Consider the following 16,390-nt stretch of genomic DNA (forward strand, 5'->3'; position numbering starts at 1 on the left):
AGGGATGAAAGTTGGCAAAGATGTTATCTTTATCGAAGCTCCCGCTTTCGGGTCAGAACCTTATCTTATCGAAATTGGTGACCGCACAAAAATTACGGCGGGATGTACGTTCATCAATCATGATGGTGCGATGTATGTTATCAGAAACATGGAAAAATATGAAGATGCAAGAAATTTCGGCCGTATAAAACTTGGCAGCAATTGTTTTGTAGGTAATAATTGTACTTTTCTGCCCGGCTCGTCGATGGGCAATAATTGTATTTTAGGAGCAGGCTCGGTTCTTAATTCTTCAATGCCCGATAATTCTGTATATGCGGGAGTACCGGCAAAATTTATATGTACCGTAGAAGAATATGGTGATAAAGCACTCGAAAACAATGTAATGTATCCGCGGGAATTGGAACCTTTCCGGTCAAAACTGGATAATCATATCAAAAAAAACCTTCCTCACGTCTATAAACCTGTAAAGAAATAAATGCCCGATAAAAAGAAAATACTGATCCGGATCGGCTCTCTGCGTCATGGCGGTGCAGAAAAGGTTCTGGTAACTTTTTTAAAAAATCTTCCTAAGGATAAATATGAGATTGATGTACTTTTAAACCTCTATTCCGGTAAATATTTGGCAGAAGTCCCGTCATGGATCAATATATTGTATCTGAACAAAGGTGAAATGATCACGACCAACCGTTTGCAGGATCTTTCGAAGAAAGCAGGAAGAGTACTTTTCCAAAAAATCTTAAAAAGATTTCCTGTTCTTTTGTACAAAGGTAAATTAAATAATAAAAAATATGATATTGAGTTTGCCGCCATTCATGGGATGAGAGACGAAATCCTGGGTTCACCGCTAAAGTCATCTAAGAAAATCGTCTGGATTCACAACGATCTTTCACAGGTTAAAAATTATACGGATGAAGAAATTCGTAAGTTTTTCGGGTTTGATGTCATTATGGTGATCTCCGAAAAAATAGAAAAGCTTTTTAAAGGTTTAGCTAAAAATGATGCAGAAAAACAGAAAATCGTAAGAATATACAATCCTGTAGATACGGATGAAATCCTCACCAAGGCTGAAAAACCTGTAATTAATTATCAATTCACAGAGAAAATTCCTACATTTATATCTGTAGGAACGGTTTTTCCTCAGAAAGGATTTGACAGGCTTTTAAAAGTTCATAAAAAACTGCTAGATGAAGGTTGTAAGCACAAAATTTTAATTGTGGGAGATGGCTATGATTTTGAAAATATTAAAACCTTAAAAAAAGAACTGGGCGTTGATGAAACTGCAACGATGCTAGGATTTACAGACAACCCTTATCCATACTTTAAAAATGCTGATTTTTACATTTTAAGCTCACGATACGAAGGTTTTCCAACCGTGTTATTTGAAGCCATTACTTTGAAGAAAAAAATTATTGCGACCGAAGTTTCCGGAGTTCAGGAAATGCTGAATTACGGAGAATTGGGGTTTATTACAGAAAACTCGGAAGAAGGCCTTTATTTAGGAATGAAAAAAGCAATGACAGATCCTGAATCATTTTCTGAATACACTGAAAATTTAAAAAATTATACGATGCCTTTTACTCTTAAAAATTCTGTTGAGAAAATTATTTCCATATTAGATACGTTTTAATTATTATCATTATATTAAACAGACTATTATAATTTCTCTTATGCCAGAAAAATATTCTACCATCCAAAAAGATTTTTACCGGGAAAGCGGAATATGGCTTTCACGGTTTCAGATCTGGAAAAAATGCATCAGTCCCAATCTTCATTTCATCTATATTTTAAGAAAAGCCCAGCAATTCAAAAAGAATTCATTAGGAGGAATATTCTGGAGAATAATTCTGCGTCATTTCCAGATCAAATACGGTTTTCAGATTTATCCTGAAACCACCATCGGAGAAGGTTTTTATCTCGGACATTGGGGGAGCTTGGTGATCAATCCCAATGTAGTAATCGGGAAAAACTGCAATATTGCACAGGGTGTCACCATCGGACAGCAAAACCGGGGGAAAAACAGTGGCTATCCCGTAATTGGAGATGAAGTATGGATCGGCACAAATGCCGTTGTCGTAGGCGGAATTACCATTGGAAATAATGTCTTGATTGCTCCCAATTCATATGTTACTTTCAGTGTACCGGCAAATTGTGTTGTAGCAGGAAATCCGGCAAAAATCATGGAAAACGAAAATGCCACCGAAGGATATATTGGTAATAAGGTGATTTTGTAAATCATACTATTAAACTTTGTTAAAAAATGTTTACTTTTTCACTATAAATTATATTTTTGTATAATTATTGATTCAGTCTATTGAATTTGGAAATAATTTAAACGAAATAAATAATATAAACTTTTTAAAATTTTTAATTTATGTCACAATCGTACGAAGTTATTTTCGAAAACAACAGAAAATGGGTAGAATCTAAAATTGGTGAAAATCCCAGCTTCTTTGAAGATCTTGCAAAAACTCAGACTCCTGATTATCTTTACATAGGATGCTCAGACAGCAGAGCGACGGCAGAAGAACTCATGGGAGCGAAACCGGGCGAAGTTTTTGTTCACAGAAACATTGCAAACTTAGTTAACTCTTTGGATATGAGCGCCACAGCTGTAATTGAATACGCAGTGCAGCATCTGAAAGTAAAACACATTATAGTTTGCGGACATTACAATTGTGGCGGTGTAAAAGCAGCCATGACGCCGCAGGATTTGGGAATCCTTAATCCTTGGTTAAGAAACATCCGTGATGTTTACAGAATTCACCAAAACGAATTAGAGGCTATTGAAGATGAAGGCAAACGTTATGACAGGCTTGTAGAGCTGAATGTTCTTGAGCAGTGCATCAACGTGATTAAAATGGCCTGTGTGCAGGAAAGATATATTCTTGAAGAATATCCTATTGTTCACGGCTGGGTTTTTGACCTGAGAACCGGTAAAATTATCGATCTGGAAATTGATTTTGAAAAAGTTTTGAAAGACATCCAGAAGATCTATAATTTAAGCGAAGACACTTGGGTTATGAGCAGAAAGACGGAATAATCTTTCTTTAAAACTTAAGAATGAAACTCTGGAGCATTATTACATTAACGATCTTTCTCAATTTTACAGCCTTGCCGAGCATCGCTGCGATTGCGGGTTGGGATCTGCTCAGTAATAATGTGATCGTCAACGAAGAAGAGCCTCATTCTCCCTATTCATCATTTTCTGTTTATGAAAAGACTCTTCCTAAACCTTTGGATGTCTATGACTATCTTAAGTTTTTTGAGCCGGTTTTAGAATCCGGATCTTTTCTTCTGATCGATGATTCTTTTCATCTGTCACCATTGCTTACTCTATTTTCTCCTCCTCCGGAAGCATAATGCTACTTCACGCTCATCTCTGTTCGGAGATGAATGCATCTCACATTATTTTTCAATTTATTTTAAACTGGTTTTATCAAAAATCAATCAGTTACACTTTAGTATTTTTCAATATTATGAAAAAATCACATTCGTTCATCGGAGGAGTAAAAGAAAATTTTCCTTCCGGTCTTGTTGTATTTTTAGTCGCGCTTCCGTTATGCTTAGGAATTGCTTTGGCATCGGGAGCACCGCCCCTATCCGGAATTATTGCCGGAATTATCGGAGGATTGGTTGTAGGAACGATCAGTAATTCAAATATATCTGTTTCCGGGCCAGCTGCGGGTTTAACGGCTATTGTTTTAACCGCCATTACAGATTTGGGCGCATTTGAGCTGTTTCTTTGCGCAGGAATGGTAGCCGGTTTGATACAGCTCATTTTAGGGTTTGTAAAAGCCGGAAGCATCTCCAACTACTTTCCGAATAATGTGATTGAGGGAATGCTCGCCGCTATCGGGATTATCATTATTTTAAAACAGATTCCGCATGCATTGGGATTCGATAAAGATTATGAAGGCCATGAATCTATCTTTGATAAAGGCTTAAATTTCAATTATTTTTCAGAATTATTTGGCGCTCTGCAGCCTGGAGCCATTATTGTGACGGCAGTTTCGGTGTCCATTCTTTTGGCTTGGGACCGTATTCCCTTTTTAAAAAGAATGAAAATGTTACCCGGTGCATTAGTTGCCGTAGTGACCGGTATTTTACTCAATGAACTTTTTAAGGCAACAGGAAGTTCTTTAGCAATCGGCCGCGAACATTTGGTAACCCTTCCTGTTCCTAAAAATCTTGATGATTTAAAAAATTTGATAACACTCCCCGATTTTGCGGGATTTGCCAATTATAAAGTCTGGCTTACGGGTGCAACAATTGCGGTTGTCGCCTCAGTAGAAACGCTTCTCTGTATTGAAGCTTCCGACAGGCTTGATCAGCAGAGAAGAATCACCGATACCAATCTTGAATTAAAAGCGCAGGGAATCGGGAATCTCATCAGCTCTTTTATCGGTGGACTTCCTATGACTTCTGTGGTTGTAAGAAGCTCGGCGAATGCCAATGCAGGGGCAACTTCAAAAGTTTCAACTATCATTCATGGTGCTTTGTTGCTGATTTGTGTCCTTTCTATTCCATTTGTGCTGAATCTTATCCCGTACGCAACATTGGCGGCTGTACTGATTTTAGTGGGGTATAAACTCGCAAAACCGGCAACCTTCAGGCATTTCTGGCAATTGGGAAAATTCCAGTTTATTCCTTTTGTGGCAACCGTTATAGCGGTTGTTGCGACCGATTTGCTGAAAGGAGTAGGTATTGGTTTGGCGATTTCCGTATTTTATATTCTTCAGGGAAATATGAAACGTGCTTATTATCTAAGCCGTGAAAAGCTGAACGACGCAGACGGTATCACGATAAAATTAGCCGAAGAAGTATCTTTTCTGAATAAAGCTGCGATTAAAAAGACACTGAAAAATATCAAATCGAATTCGATCGTTACCATAGACGCAAGAGGAACTTCCTACATTGCGACCGATGTTCTGGAAATGATTCAGGATTTTGCCAATATCCGGGCGAAAGAAGAAGATATTGAAGTAGAGCTTTTAGGCTTTAAAACGTCTTACAGAGATTATGAGTCAGATGAAGATTCGCATATTGTGATTACCCACAGAAGAGCGATGTAATCGGATCTGAATTTTAATTCATATTAAATAAAAACCATCATCACTGATGGTTTTTTTATTTATTTTACTTTCCGTTAAAAGCAGACATGGTATTGTTGATGCCTGCAAATACGAACGACAAACAAGCTTTTGTGAATTTTTCTATTCTTTCGGGGAGCTTTTCCGTTTCTTCTTCATTCCAGGTTCCGAGTACGTAATCGACTTGTCTTCCCTCAGAGAATTCTGCAGAAATCCCGAAACGCAGCCTTGCATAATTTTGTGTCTGCAGTACTTCCTGTATATTTTTCAATCCGTTATGACCTGCATCTGAACCTTTCATTTTCATTCTTAAAGTCCCGAAAGGCAGGGCAAGATCATCGGTAATAATCATTACGTTTTCTAAGGGGATATTTTCTTTCTGCATCCAATATTTTACGGCATTCCCGGAAAGATTCATATATGTATCGGGTTTCAGAACGAGCACTTTTCTGCCTTTGTATTTTCCTTCTGCCATCCATCCGAAATTAGTGGTTTTAAAAGGGCTTTCAAGAGTCTCGGCAATTTTTTCGGCAACTTTAAATCCTATATTATGCCTTGTATTTTCATATTCCGGACCTTTGTTGCCCAAACCCACAATTAAATATTTCATGAGAAAATTTTTGCAAAATTAGTGATAAAAATAAAAACTCAATCCTTTGAAGAATTGAGTTTAAATATGTTCAGATTATATTCTTTATAAAGGTTTATAAATATAATTAATTCCGAAACCTTTCAGCACATAGGTTTGTGCATCATAGTTATAATCGGTTGAGAAAATAACCGGTGAAGGAATCGGGGTGGTAAGATCTGTAATCGTGAGTCTTTTGGGACTGTTTGGCGATAAGATCATACTTCTGTTGTCTTTGGCTCTCGTTGATAAAAGCGCTGAAACTTTATAGGCAAAAGGCAATAAGGTATACGCATTGATCTGAGCGTCATAATTCAAAAATTCATAGCCATACTTTTCGGTAGCGGGAGCCATTACGTTTCCGTTTATTTTCCCGTAATGTCTTACTACTTTAGAAACATTATCACCTAAATAGGTGTACGCAGCTTTTGAATAATCTGAATACGCAAAAGGTGTCCCGGTAATATCCGGACCGCTTTTCATAATGATAGAATCCAGCTTGCTTGTCGCTGTGCTGTATTTTAGATTATAAAGATATTTTGTCTTGCTGAAAAGAACTTTTACTCCAATTGTTGCCGGTGCTACAGGAGGAAGTCTTCTGTAATCTGCGCGGTTTTCAGAAATAGTCGTTAATCTTCCCTGATTTCCGTACGTAAATAACTGAGTATAAGAGATGCTGTCTTTATCTAATTTCCCGTTTCCGTCAAGATCCAAGAAACCATTAAAGGTGACCTGGCTTATTTTATCTCCGCTCCACATTACATTGGTCACTGAAGCGCTGTCTGTAAGCACTTCTGATAAAAGCAACCCGTTATAATGATATTCTGCAATGGTATCTGAATCTGTAATCTCTCTGAATAATGCTCTGGGCCCGGTCAAACCGTTTCCCTGATTCATATCCAAAAGTGGATTACCATCTTCATCTAATAAATCTTTGCAAGAATGTATCGTAGAGAAACCTGCTAATAGTATAATAAAATAGAAAAGTTGTTTCATTTCTAAAGGGATTATTTATATTTCCACAAATATAATTTTTTTTTGAATAAAAAGTATGTTTTTATTTATATTCTCGTAAAAGTATCAATTAAAAACTCCTTATAAAGCCTTATAAATATATTTTTGAATTTGAGTCTGATCTGAAGTCGGGTAATTCATAGAATCATACAAATACGTGTACCCTCCAGGAATAACAGGAGCCGGAGAAGGATATACAATGTTGAATGTTACAAGATTATTAGCTGACAATGATGGAAAATTAATAGGATGTACTAAACTCCACATCACAAAAAACGTCTTAGGTAAAGTATTGTAAGGATTTATCTTGGTATCGTAAGCAGTATAATTATAAGTAGAAGTCATTACACCTGCAGACATATCCGGAACACCTGCTGCATTGGTGATCCCGGTTTCTGTAATCATTTTTGTGATATTATCTCCTGTGTTTGTAAAATTATAATTGGTAAAATGCGTATAGGTCGTCCCAGATTTTTTCTTTTCTACGATTTTAGTCATTTTCCCGGCACCATCGTAAGTATATGTATATTCACTATTAAACATTATAGTAGTGCCTAAACTTACCTGGCCCGTTGTATAATTAATTTTCCCACTAGAATCATAAGTAACATTAAAATCATACACTTGTCCATTACTCACCGGTGCTCCATTTAATTCTTGTCCAAATTTCACTTTTGAAATTTTTCCTGAAGTATATGTTGCTGTACCCACAAAAAATGAAGTAGGAGCGCTTGCTTCCTTAAAAATTGCCTTCTGTAAAACATTCCCACTGGTTACAAATTCCTGTTGTACTTCACTATTGACAACAATTTTATGCAGAATTCTTGGCCCGGTAATCGTAGGACCGCTGCTTCCGCTGCCCCCTGTATTGCTATTGTTACTATTATTCTGGTTAATAGGATCTGCTGTCGTGTTATCACAAGAAAATAGAAAACCCAAAAAGAGAAGAGCGACTGCTCTTAAAAAGTTGATTTTGATCATAAAGTTATTTTTCTCCGGCAAATATAATTATTTTTCATTGTGGCAGGACTTATTTTATTTTTTTATCAAAAAAAAATCTAAAAACATAATTTTTAGATTTTAATTTTACCATATCAATGCAGATACATTAACACTCATGGGAATTTTAAATTCCGAGAATTGACTTGAGCAGTATATTTACCTCATCTACGTTTTTCACTTTCTCCTTTCGCATCATCAGCTGATTTCCTTCTTTTCCTATTTTTTCTTTAAGCTGTGCCTGAGAAGAATTCTGGGTCAGATAATCAATCATATGCCTGAATTTATCGGTTTGGTAAAATTTATCCTGAGGATTATTTGGAAAATAGCCCAAAAACACACCATTTTTCATTACGATTCTTTCAAATCCTATATCAGCAGCCAGCCATTTCAGTGCAACACTTTTTAAAAGATTCACGGCTTCTTCAGGCAAATCTCCGAAGCGGTCTGTAAGCTCAGATTCAAATTTCTGCAGGTCTTTTTCATTATCTATTTCAGCTAATTTCTGGTACAGTAAAAGCCGCTCTTCCGTACTTGAGATGTAAGAATCCGGGAGCATCAATTCCAGATCCGTATCAATATTAACTTCTTTTACGGTTTTAAATAATTTCTGACGGTCTTCTTCATTTTCAAAAAGGTTTTCAAAATCTTTATCATCCTTTAATTCTTCCAATGCTTCCTGCATCATTTTCTGATAGGTTTCAAACCCCATTTCATTGATAAACCCGCTCTGTTCGCCACCTAATAAATCTCCTGCACCCCGGATTTCCAGGTCTTTCATCGCGATCTGAAAACCACTTCCCAGATCTGAAAACTGCTCAATCGCTTCCAGTCTTTTTCTGGCATCTGTGGTAATCATATCAAACGGAGGCGTAATAAGGTAACAAAAAGCTTTCCGGTTGCTTCGCCCCACCCTTCCTCTCATCTGGTGAAGATCTGCCATCCCGAATCTCTGCGCATCATTAATGAAAATCGTATTGGCATTAGAAACGTCTACTCCACTTTCTACAATGGTGGTAGAAACCAGAACGTCATATTTACCTTCCATAAAATCAAGGACATTTTTTTCAAGCTGTTTGCCTTCCATTTGCCCGTGACCGGTGATCACTCTTGCATCCGGAACCAGCCGCTGAATAAGCCCTGCAATATCTTTCAGGTTTTCTACCCTGTTGTTGATAAAATAAACCTGCCCGTCACGCTGCAATTCATAGGAAACCGCATCGCGGATAATTTCTTCGCTAAAACCGATCATCTGGGTTTCTACAGGCTGCCTGTTCGGCGGTGGTGTTTTAATTACCGATAAATCCCGAGCGGCCATTAATGAAAACTGTAAAGTTCTCGGAATCGGGGTGGCCGTTAAAGTAAGGGTATCGATATTGGTTTTCAGTGTTTTCAGTTTATCTTTTACCGAAACACCGAATTTATGCTCTTCATCAATAATTAATAAGCCTAAATCTTTAAATTTTACTTTTTCCGAGGCCAGCTGATGCGTTCCGATGACAATATCTACCTTCCCGTCTTTCAAACCCTGTAATGTTTCGGCTTTTTGTTTTGCAGAACGGAACCTGTTGAGATAAGAAACGTTGACCGGGAAATCTTTTAACCGTTCTTTAAAACTCCGGTAATGCTGAAATGCCAAAATGGTGGTCGGAACCAGAATCGCAACCTGCTTTCCGTCTGTTGCGGCTTTAAAGGCAGCCCGGATCGCCACTTCTGTTTTTCCGAAACCCACGTCACCGCACACTAACCTATCCATCACGGTTTCTGCTTCCATATCTTTTTTTACATCAATGGTTGCTTTTTCCTGATCGGGGGTATCCTCATAGATAAAGCTGGCTTCCAATTCGTTCTGAAGGTAAGAATCGGGAGTATATGCAAAACCTTTTGCCGTTTTTCTTTCGGCGTAGAGTTTAATCAAATCAAATGCGATCTGCTTTACCTTTGCTTTTGTTTTCTGCTTTAAGGACTTCCAGGCAGGAGAACCGAGCTTGCTGAGAACCACCTCTTTTCCGTCGGGACCGTTATATTTTGAAATTTTATGCAGCGAATGAATGCTTACATAGAGCAAATCTCCGTTTTTATAGGTGAGTTTAAAACATTCCTGAATTTTCCCGTCATTGTTTACTTTCACCAATCCCATGAATTTACCGATTCCATGATCAATATGTGCGATGTAATCCCCTACTTTTAAAGACATGAGATCTTTCAGGGTTAGCTGCTCAGACTTCGCAAATGTATTTTTGGCTTTATATCTTTGGTAGCGGTCAAATATCTGATGATCGGTATATACAAGAATTTTATGGTCGGTGTCTACAAAACCTTCATGCAGCTCAGATCTGAAACTTTTAAAAGGCAGCTGATTTTCCAGCTCTTCAAAAATAGATTCTAATCTTTCTTTCTGCTTATCAGTAGAAAAAGAGATCCAGGTTTCAAAACCTTCCTGCTGTTTATCTGCTAAATCTTCAGTTAACAATTCAAAATTCTTATGGAATGAAGGTTGTGGCGTCTGATTGATCTTGACCTCTGAATGATCAAATCCACCCAACATGACACTGCCGAAATCAATGGTTTTAAACTTTTTATAGTCAAACAAAAATTCCTGATCAGAAATAAACAGTTCCTGTGGAGTTCTGTGTGAGATATCTTTGCTTAACTTATCATATTTTTCAATGGATTTTTCGTAAAAATTTTTAATCTTCTGAAGCCCCACCATTGCATTTTTAGAGAACACAAAACTGTCTTTCGGTAAAAGTTCAAACAGAGAAACCCTGCTTCCTGAAACAGAAAAATTCATATTGGAAACCAACTGAAATTCTTTTACTTTATCCACCGAAAGCTGTGTCTCGATATCGAAAGTTTTGATATTTTCAACTTCATTTCCAAAAAAAGTGATCCGGTACGGTTTTTCATTGGAGAAAGAAAAAACATCTACAATACCTCCTCTTACAGAAAATTCGCCGGGTTCTGAAACAAAATCGGTCTGCTGAAACTGGTAGTGGGAAAGCAGCTCATCCACAAAATCGAAATCAAGCTGATCTCCCACCTTAATATGATGCGAAATGGCTTTAAAATCTTCTTTCTTCAAAACCTTCTCAGACAAAGCTCCGATATAGGCAACAATAACTTTAGGCGATTTTTCAGAATTGATCCTGTTCAGCACTTCAGTTCTTAAAACCAGATTGGCATTTTGAGTTTTCTCCACCTGATAAGGCTCCATGTAGGTAGCCGGAAAATACATTACCTTTTCTTTTCCTAAAAGATCTTCCATCTCCGTATTCACATACAGCGCTTCTTCCTTATCATCCAAAAGATAAATAACCGTTTTCTTCCGGGTCAGAAAAAGTTCCGCAGTAAAAATAGATACGGACGAACCTGCACTTCCTTTGACAGACAAATGCTGATGATTCTCAAGCTGGGTAAAAATATCTTTTCCAAATTCTTTTTTAAGCAAATCGGGAAGTAGATTTTCATTGATTTTTTTTAATTCCATTATGAAATATATGTAAACAGGAAAAACGATTCCGAGACTATCCTCGGAATCGTAATTCTTTGCGAAAATACAAAATTAAACTTTATAATGATAATATTTCAACCTTTACAGTACGATCAACTAAATGATGAAAAGCTGTAGCTATGGTAATTTGTAGACATATATCTACAAATGTAGTCTTTATAAATAGCCTATTGTGATATACCTTTGCAAGCGGTTTAATACACCTAGTTTTAAAGTTTTTATGATAAACTTTTAATAAAGTTAGGTTAAGACCATATATAAATTCCCTGTTTAAAATAGGAATATTTATTTTTTATTAAACAGAGATTCATAAGTTTATGATAATGAGGGTAAAATTTTGGCAATAAGCGTGCAAGAAATACTCCTCAAATAAAACTAAAATCTCAACATAAGAAGTATACCGTTCATTGATTATATTCAATAGAAGTAACTTATATAATTTTTAGCAAATGATGAAAACACAATTAGAAAAAAAATTACTTTTGCGGCCATATATTGGCGGCAAAGCCAGCAGCCTCCGCAAAAAAATTGGAGTTGTTGTAGTCCTGCTTATAGGTCTCCTATCGGGGCTTATCCCACAACAAGTAAAGGGTCAGTGTAAGAGAGTATTCGATTTTACAGGATCAGATCAGACTTTCACCGTTCCTGCAGGAGTCACTTCTATAACCATGAAGGTTTGGGGTGCCGGAGGTGGCGGGATCAACCACGGTTATTACGACTACACTGGCGGCGCCGGAGCTGGCGGTTATACTACAGCCAAAATGACCGTTACTCCTGGCCAGATTCTAACTATAAAAGTTGGACAAGGTGGGGTCATTAGCTCAACTGCTCCGACATATGGAGGAGGAGGAGGAGGAGGTGCAAAACTTGCCTCATTTGGTAACGGAGCTAATGGAAGTAGCGGCGGCGGATATTCCGGTATATTTATAGGCAGCACTCCGGTCATTATTGCAGGAGGTGGCGGTGGTGCTTCTCAAGGAGCAGATCAAGGCGGCGTTACACAGTACCCAGCTTCTGGTGGTGGCGGTGGACTTATAGGTGGTGGTGGAACACCATATGTAGGAGGAGGCGGAACACAATCTGCAGGTGGTGCAGGCGCAGGCCCGGGTGACGGACCAGGTATGGCAGGCTCTGCTTATACGGGTGGCAGAGGTGGAAACGCTGTACAACAGTTTTCTCCTTTTAATCCAGGATCCAACGAAGGCGGCGGTGGCGGCGGCGGCGGTTATTACGGCGGCGGTGGCGGTGCTTCTCAAGGTTCTAATTACAACGGCGGCGGTGGCGGTGGCTCTTCTTACATTGGTTATCCGGGATTAATCTCACCAGATACTATCGCAGGGGAAAACGGTTACGGAACAAGCGATTTAGCTTTGCCCGGGAATAGTGCAGATGCTGATCGTGCATCAGCAGGGAATGTTAATCAATCTGGTAGGGTTGTCATCAGCTATCAAAATGCAACCCTTAATGGTATTAATGAGCTATGTATTGGTTCTACTCATCAATTCTCTGTTGCGGGCACTACAGGAATTACTCCAAGCTGGACTTCTTCAAGCCCTGCAATTGCTTCGGTAAGTGGTACTGGTTTGGTAACAGGATTAACTTCAGGAACTGCAATAATTACTTACACAGATAGTGTTGTTTGTCCTATTTCTTATACAATTACAATAAAAGATTGTTCTCCAGCTAATACTACTGTAGATGGTGAATGTAAAGCAATATTTTCGACCTATGGAGCATCTACATTTACCGTTCCTGCAGGAGTCACTTCTATAACCATGAAGGTTTGGGGTGCCGGAGGCGGCGGGATCAACCATGGTTATTACGACTACACTGGCGGTGGCGGCGCTGGCGGTTACACAACAGCCAAAATGACCGTAACACCCGGTCAGGTTCTAAGTGTACGAGTAGGTCAGCAAGGTGCTGTCAGTTCAACTGCCCCTACATATGGCGGTGGCGGCGGTGGCGGTGCAAAACTTTCCTCCTTTGGTAACGGAGCCAATGGAAGTAGCGGTGGCGGATATTCCGGCATATTTATAGGCAGCACTCCGGTCATTATCGCAGGTGGAGGTGGCGGTGCTTCTCAAGGAGCAGATAGTTCTCCATATCCTGGTGCTGGAGGAGGTGGCGGTCTTGTAGGCGGAGGTGGAGCGGCATATGTAGGAGGCGGCGGAACACAATCTGCAGGTGGTGCAGGCGCAGGCCCGGGTGACGGACCAGGTATGGCAGGCTCTGCTTATACGGGTGGCAGAGGTGGAAACGCTGTACAACAGTTTTCTCCTTTTAATCCAGGATCCAACGAAGGCGGCGGTGGCGGCGGCGGCGGTTATTACGGCGGCGGTGGCGGTGCTTCTCAAGGTTCTAATTACAACGGCGGCGGTGGCGGTGGCTCTTCTTACATTGGTTATCCGGGATTAATCTCACCTAGTACTATTGCCGGGGAAAATGGTTACGGAGCAAGCGACGGTGCCCGACCTGGAAACTATTCAGATCTTGACCGTGGAACAACTGCAGGTAACGTTAATCAGCCTGGTAGAGTTGTCATATCATATTCTAATTTTAAATCTATAACAGGTTCGAGTGCAATTTGTAAAGGCGCCAATACACAGCTTACAGTTTCTGGCGTTCCTGCAAGTGGAATTACATGGACTTCTTCAAACCCTGCGGTGGCTACAGTAAGCTCTACTGGTCTAGTACAGGGCGTTAGCGTTGGAAATGCGGTAATTACTTATATGGATAATGTAGTTTGTAAAATAGACTTTCCAGTAACAATTACCGATTGTGCTGTTCCTAAAATCTGCTTGACATCAAAAACTTTGTTACAAGGTGCTTTGTTTAATCTAACCGAAGAAACTTACAATTCTGCACTTATAATGCGCGATGACTTGAGAGTGAATAATTTAATCCCAAGTACACAACCATATAATACAGCTCCTTTCAATTATGCAGGAACGGAGACCATTGCAACACCGGCAACTGTTTTAGCAGATTTGGGAAATAATTCTATTGTAGATTGGGTATTGGTTGAACTAAGAAGCGCTGTAGATCCTACAGTTATTATAGCAACGAGGGCTGGTTTACTACAAAGGGACGGTGATATTGTAGAAGTAGACGGTACATCTTGTCTAAAATTTAATATTGATGCAAACGCTCCTTACTATGTCGCAGTAAGACATAGAAACCATTTGGGAGCGATGACAGCCACGCCTGTCTTATTCAATACAGCTTCTACAACAGCCGATTTAACAACTTTGCCTCTTTATAAAATATTGGGGGCAAAAGAAAAACCTTCTTTTACTGTGGGAGGTGCCAATGTACTTTGGGCAGGTGACTTAAATCGAGATGGATTAATATTGCTTTCTGGTAACAGTAATGGTAGAGAAAATGATATTAAAGTACTTTATGATGCCGTTATCAATCACCCTGGAAACACTTTCGGTGCAGTAAGCTACTCATTTAAAGCTTATGATAATGCAGATTCCAATATGAATGGGTACGTGAAATATAGTGGTGCAAGTAATGATCAGATAATTCTTAGAAAGAACGTACTTGAGAATTCTGACGGTAATATTTTTCATGCATTAACTTACCCACAATTTTTAACCAATCTACCCTAATTTTAAAATTAATAAATTATATGAAAATATATACAAAACTTACCTTGTTTGCATTGCTATGCCTGGTAAGTTTAAATTTAAACGCACAAGCTTGGAAGGCCAAATATCAGCTGGCTTTCGGACCTTCCACAACAAGCCCTGTAACCTCCAGCTTTTATGCGCAGTGGCTGCCCACAAAAACAGGCAGCAGCGGGGTGTATCCCGGTACTACATTTTATGTATTGATTCCTGATGGAGTATCTTTCACAGCGACTAATGCAGGCACAGGTTCGTGGACGGTTACAACACTGGCAACGGGTATTTGCGGATACCAATTGGTTGAATGTGATCTGAGCTCAGCCGGCGTCCCTACATTGTCTGTAACTGCAGGAGTTCCAATTAATTTAATAAAATTCACCGTGAACGGTACTTGTCCCGTCGGAACGGGAGCTAGATTATATCAAGATGACGGTACAGATACTTGTGTAGCATTAAATGGACTAATTGCGAACGGCTTGACACTTTCTACCAGCCCAAGTAATGGATATGATGGCATAGTAAACGGACCCACAAACCCTTTGGTATGTGCTAGCTTTTGCTATAGAGATCCTGCAACCGGAATGGGCATAGACAGCAAGCAGGGAATTACTCTTCTGCAAAGAGCCGGTGCAAATAGTAACAATTGGCCAATGGTTAGAAAATCTGCTTTTACAGTTCTGGAATCTAATTCCAAAGGTTTTGTAATTACACGTATGACAACTTCTCAAATCTTTGCAATCGTATCTCCTCAAGAAGGCATGATGGTTTATGACACTGATCTGAAGTGTTTAAAGATAAATACAGATGGAACTGCAGGTGGCTGGAGTTGTTTTAATACAGCAGCTTGCCCTTAATCCTTTAAAACGTTCCATATTTATGATTAAAAAAAACACAAAAATGAAAAAATTAATATTAGCTGTATTGCTAACAAATATTTCACTAGCAAATGCGCAGGTCATCATTGGTGACGCTGTGGGAACGGCAAGTGATAAAACATCAGTATTATTAGAATTTGCCGCAGGTCAGAATAAGGGCTTAATTGTACCTTATGTGAGAACGATTCCTGCAAGCCCAACTCCAGGAACAATCATTTTAGATGCTACAACTGCAACTGCAGCCCGAATGAAATATTATGACGGCACGGTTTGGAAGGATTTAAGTGGACAAGATGGCGATGTGAGTACCGTTTTAACAGACCAGCCTACAGGAGTTACAGAAACCGGAAAAAGCATCATCGGCGCAGTGAGCAGCACTGCAGATGGTGTACTGGTTTTAGAATCTACCACTAAAGCGATGGTTTTACCTACAGTAACTAATGTAGATAATATACCAAGCCCATCTCCGGGAATGATGGTTTACGTAAAAGGTACAACAGATAAGCTGTTAGCAGTATATAATGGCAACAAGTGGAGTTTTTGGAAACCCTAATACAATTTAAGTCTAAATCACTTCTTCGGAAGTGATTTTTTATTGTAACCTTATTTAGCCTAAAATGATGTTTTCGTTTTAATGA

At 39.0% G+C, this 16,390-nt stretch carries 13 protein-coding genes; 9 read left to right on the top strand and 4 right to left on the bottom strand.

Going from position 1 to position 16,390, the window contains the following annotated elements; all coding sequences use genetic code 11:
* Window positions 1-4 precede the first annotated feature (4 nt).
* The 6 genes from N0B16_RS07455 to N0B16_RS07480 all read left to right on the top strand — a co-directional run bounded on the left by N0B16_RS07455 (window position 5) and on the right by N0B16_RS07480 (window position 5,072).
* On the top strand, window positions 5-475 hold the full coding sequence (locus N0B16_RS07455) for an acyltransferase (RefSeq protein ID WP_262990162.1): 471 nt from the start codon (window positions 5-7) through the stop codon (window positions 473-475).
* Window positions 476-1,627 (top strand): glycosyltransferase, encoded by a 1,152-nt coding sequence (locus tag N0B16_RS07460; protein ID WP_262990163.1) that lies wholly within the window; start codon window positions 476-478, stop codon window positions 1,625-1,627.
* A gap of 40 nt (window positions 1,628-1,667) precedes the next feature.
* Window positions 1,668-2,231 carry a serine O-acetyltransferase gene (locus N0B16_RS07465; protein WP_262990164.1) on the top strand — a complete coding sequence of 188 codons (564 nt, stop codon included), beginning with the start codon at window positions 1,668-1,670 and terminating at the stop codon, window positions 2,229-2,231.
* 140 nt (window positions 2,232-2,371) lie between these two features.
* The gene (locus N0B16_RS07470; RefSeq protein ID WP_262990165.1) at window positions 2,372-3,040 is read left to right on the top strand and encodes a carbonic anhydrase; all 669 of its coding nucleotides are present in this window, start codon (window positions 2,372-2,374) and stop codon (window positions 3,038-3,040) included.
* Window positions 3,041-3,060: 20 nt separating this feature from the next.
* Window positions 3,061-3,360, top strand: a complete 300-nt coding sequence (locus N0B16_RS07475) for a hypothetical protein (protein WP_262990166.1) — start codon at window positions 3,061-3,063, stop codon at window positions 3,358-3,360.
* 116 nt (window positions 3,361-3,476) lie between these two features.
* Window positions 3,477-5,072 carry a SulP family inorganic anion transporter gene (locus tag N0B16_RS07480; protein WP_262990167.1) on the top strand — a complete coding sequence of 532 codons (1,596 nt, stop codon included), beginning with the start codon at window positions 3,477-3,479 and terminating at the stop codon, window positions 5,070-5,072.
* A 64-nt stretch (window positions 5,073-5,136) separates the two neighbouring features.
* Here the strand turns inward: N0B16_RS07480 and pth are convergent, their stop codons facing one another.
* The 4 genes from pth to mfd all read right to left on the bottom strand — a co-directional run bounded on the left by pth (window position 5,137) and on the right by mfd (window position 11,221).
* Window positions 5,137-5,700 (bottom strand): aminoacyl-tRNA hydrolase, encoded by a 564-nt coding sequence (pth, locus tag N0B16_RS07485; protein WP_262990168.1) that lies wholly within the window; start codon window positions 5,698-5,700, stop codon window positions 5,137-5,139.
* A gap of 84 nt (window positions 5,701-5,784) precedes the next feature.
* Window positions 5,785-6,714, bottom strand: coding sequence for a hypothetical protein (locus N0B16_RS07490; RefSeq protein WP_262990169.1), 930 nt, complete (start codon window positions 6,712-6,714; stop codon window positions 5,785-5,787).
* A 99-nt stretch (window positions 6,715-6,813) separates the two neighbouring features.
* Window positions 6,814-7,713 (bottom strand): hypothetical protein, encoded by a 900-nt coding sequence (locus tag N0B16_RS07495; protein WP_262990170.1) that lies wholly within the window; start codon window positions 7,711-7,713, stop codon window positions 6,814-6,816.
* A gap of 145 nt (window positions 7,714-7,858) precedes the next feature.
* On the bottom strand, window positions 7,859-11,221 hold the full coding sequence (mfd, locus tag N0B16_RS07500) for a transcription-repair coupling factor (RefSeq protein ID WP_262990171.1): 3,363 nt from the start codon (window positions 11,219-11,221) through the stop codon (window positions 7,859-7,861).
* A 473-nt stretch (window positions 11,222-11,694) separates the two neighbouring features.
* Here mfd and N0B16_RS07505 point away from each other — a divergent pair, with 473 nt between their 5' ends.
* From N0B16_RS07505 to N0B16_RS07515, 3 genes are read left to right on the top strand one after another with little or no spacing between them, the layout of a single operon-like run.
* On the top strand, window positions 11,695-14,859 hold the full coding sequence (locus N0B16_RS07505) for a glycine-rich protein (RefSeq protein WP_262990173.1): 3,165 nt from the start codon (window positions 11,695-11,697) through the stop codon (window positions 14,857-14,859).
* A gap of 20 nt (window positions 14,860-14,879) precedes the next feature.
* Window positions 14,880-15,731 (top strand): phage tail-like protein, encoded by an 852-nt coding sequence (locus N0B16_RS07510; protein ID WP_262990174.1) that lies wholly within the window; start codon window positions 14,880-14,882, stop codon window positions 15,729-15,731.
* 43 nt (window positions 15,732-15,774) lie between these two features.
* Window positions 15,775-16,305: a phage tail-like protein gene (locus N0B16_RS07515; protein ID WP_262990176.1), complete on the top strand. Its 531-nt coding sequence runs from the start codon at window positions 15,775-15,777 to the stop codon at window positions 16,303-16,305.
* The last annotated feature ends 85 nt before the right edge of the window (window positions 16,306-16,390 follow it).

Source organism: Chryseobacterium gilvum, from assembly GCF_025628965.1.
In the GTDB taxonomy this organism is placed as follows: domain Bacteria; phylum Bacteroidota; class Bacteroidia; order Flavobacteriales; family Weeksellaceae; genus Chryseobacterium; species Chryseobacterium gilvum.

Excerpts from the sequence above, each read along its gene's own strand:
- N0B16_RS07515 (WP_262990176.1), top strand. The coding sequence starts at position 15,775 with ATGAAAAAATTAATATTAGCTGTATTGCTAACAAATATTTCACTAGCA.
- N0B16_RS07505 (WP_262990173.1), top strand. The coding sequence starts at position 11,695 with ATGATGAAAACACAATTAGAAAAAAAATTACTTTTGCGGCCATATATT.
- N0B16_RS07475 (WP_262990166.1), top strand. The coding sequence starts at position 3,061 with ATGAAACTCTGGAGCATTATTACATTAACGATCTTTCTCAATTTTACA.
- mfd (WP_262990171.1), bottom strand. The coding sequence starts at position 11,221 with ATGGAATTAAAAAAAATCAATGAAAATCTACTTCCCGATTTGCTTAAA.
- N0B16_RS07490 (WP_262990169.1), bottom strand. The coding sequence starts at position 6,714 with ATGAAACAACTTTTCTATTTTATTATACTATTAGCAGGTTTCTCTACG.
- N0B16_RS07495 (WP_262990170.1), bottom strand. The coding sequence starts at position 7,713 with ATGATCAAAATCAACTTTTTAAGAGCAGTCGCTCTTCTCTTTTTGGGT.
- N0B16_RS07510 (WP_262990174.1), top strand. The coding sequence starts at position 14,880 with ATGAAAATATATACAAAACTTACCTTGTTTGCATTGCTATGCCTGGTA.
- N0B16_RS07460 (WP_262990163.1), top strand. The coding sequence starts at position 476 with ATGCCCGATAAAAAGAAAATACTGATCCGGATCGGCTCTCTGCGTCAT.
- N0B16_RS07465 (WP_262990164.1), top strand. The coding sequence starts at position 1,668 with ATGCCAGAAAAATATTCTACCATCCAAAAAGATTTTTACCGGGAAAGC.
- N0B16_RS07470 (WP_262990165.1), top strand. The coding sequence starts at position 2,372 with ATGTCACAATCGTACGAAGTTATTTTCGAAAACAACAGAAAATGGGTA.
- pth (WP_262990168.1), bottom strand. The coding sequence starts at position 5,700 with ATGAAATATTTAATTGTGGGTTTGGGCAACAAAGGTCCGGAATATGAA.
- N0B16_RS07455 (WP_262990162.1), top strand. The coding sequence starts at position 5 with ATGAAAGTTGGCAAAGATGTTATCTTTATCGAAGCTCCCGCTTTCGGG.
- N0B16_RS07480 (WP_262990167.1), top strand. The coding sequence starts at position 3,477 with ATGAAAAAATCACATTCGTTCATCGGAGGAGTAAAAGAAAATTTTCCT.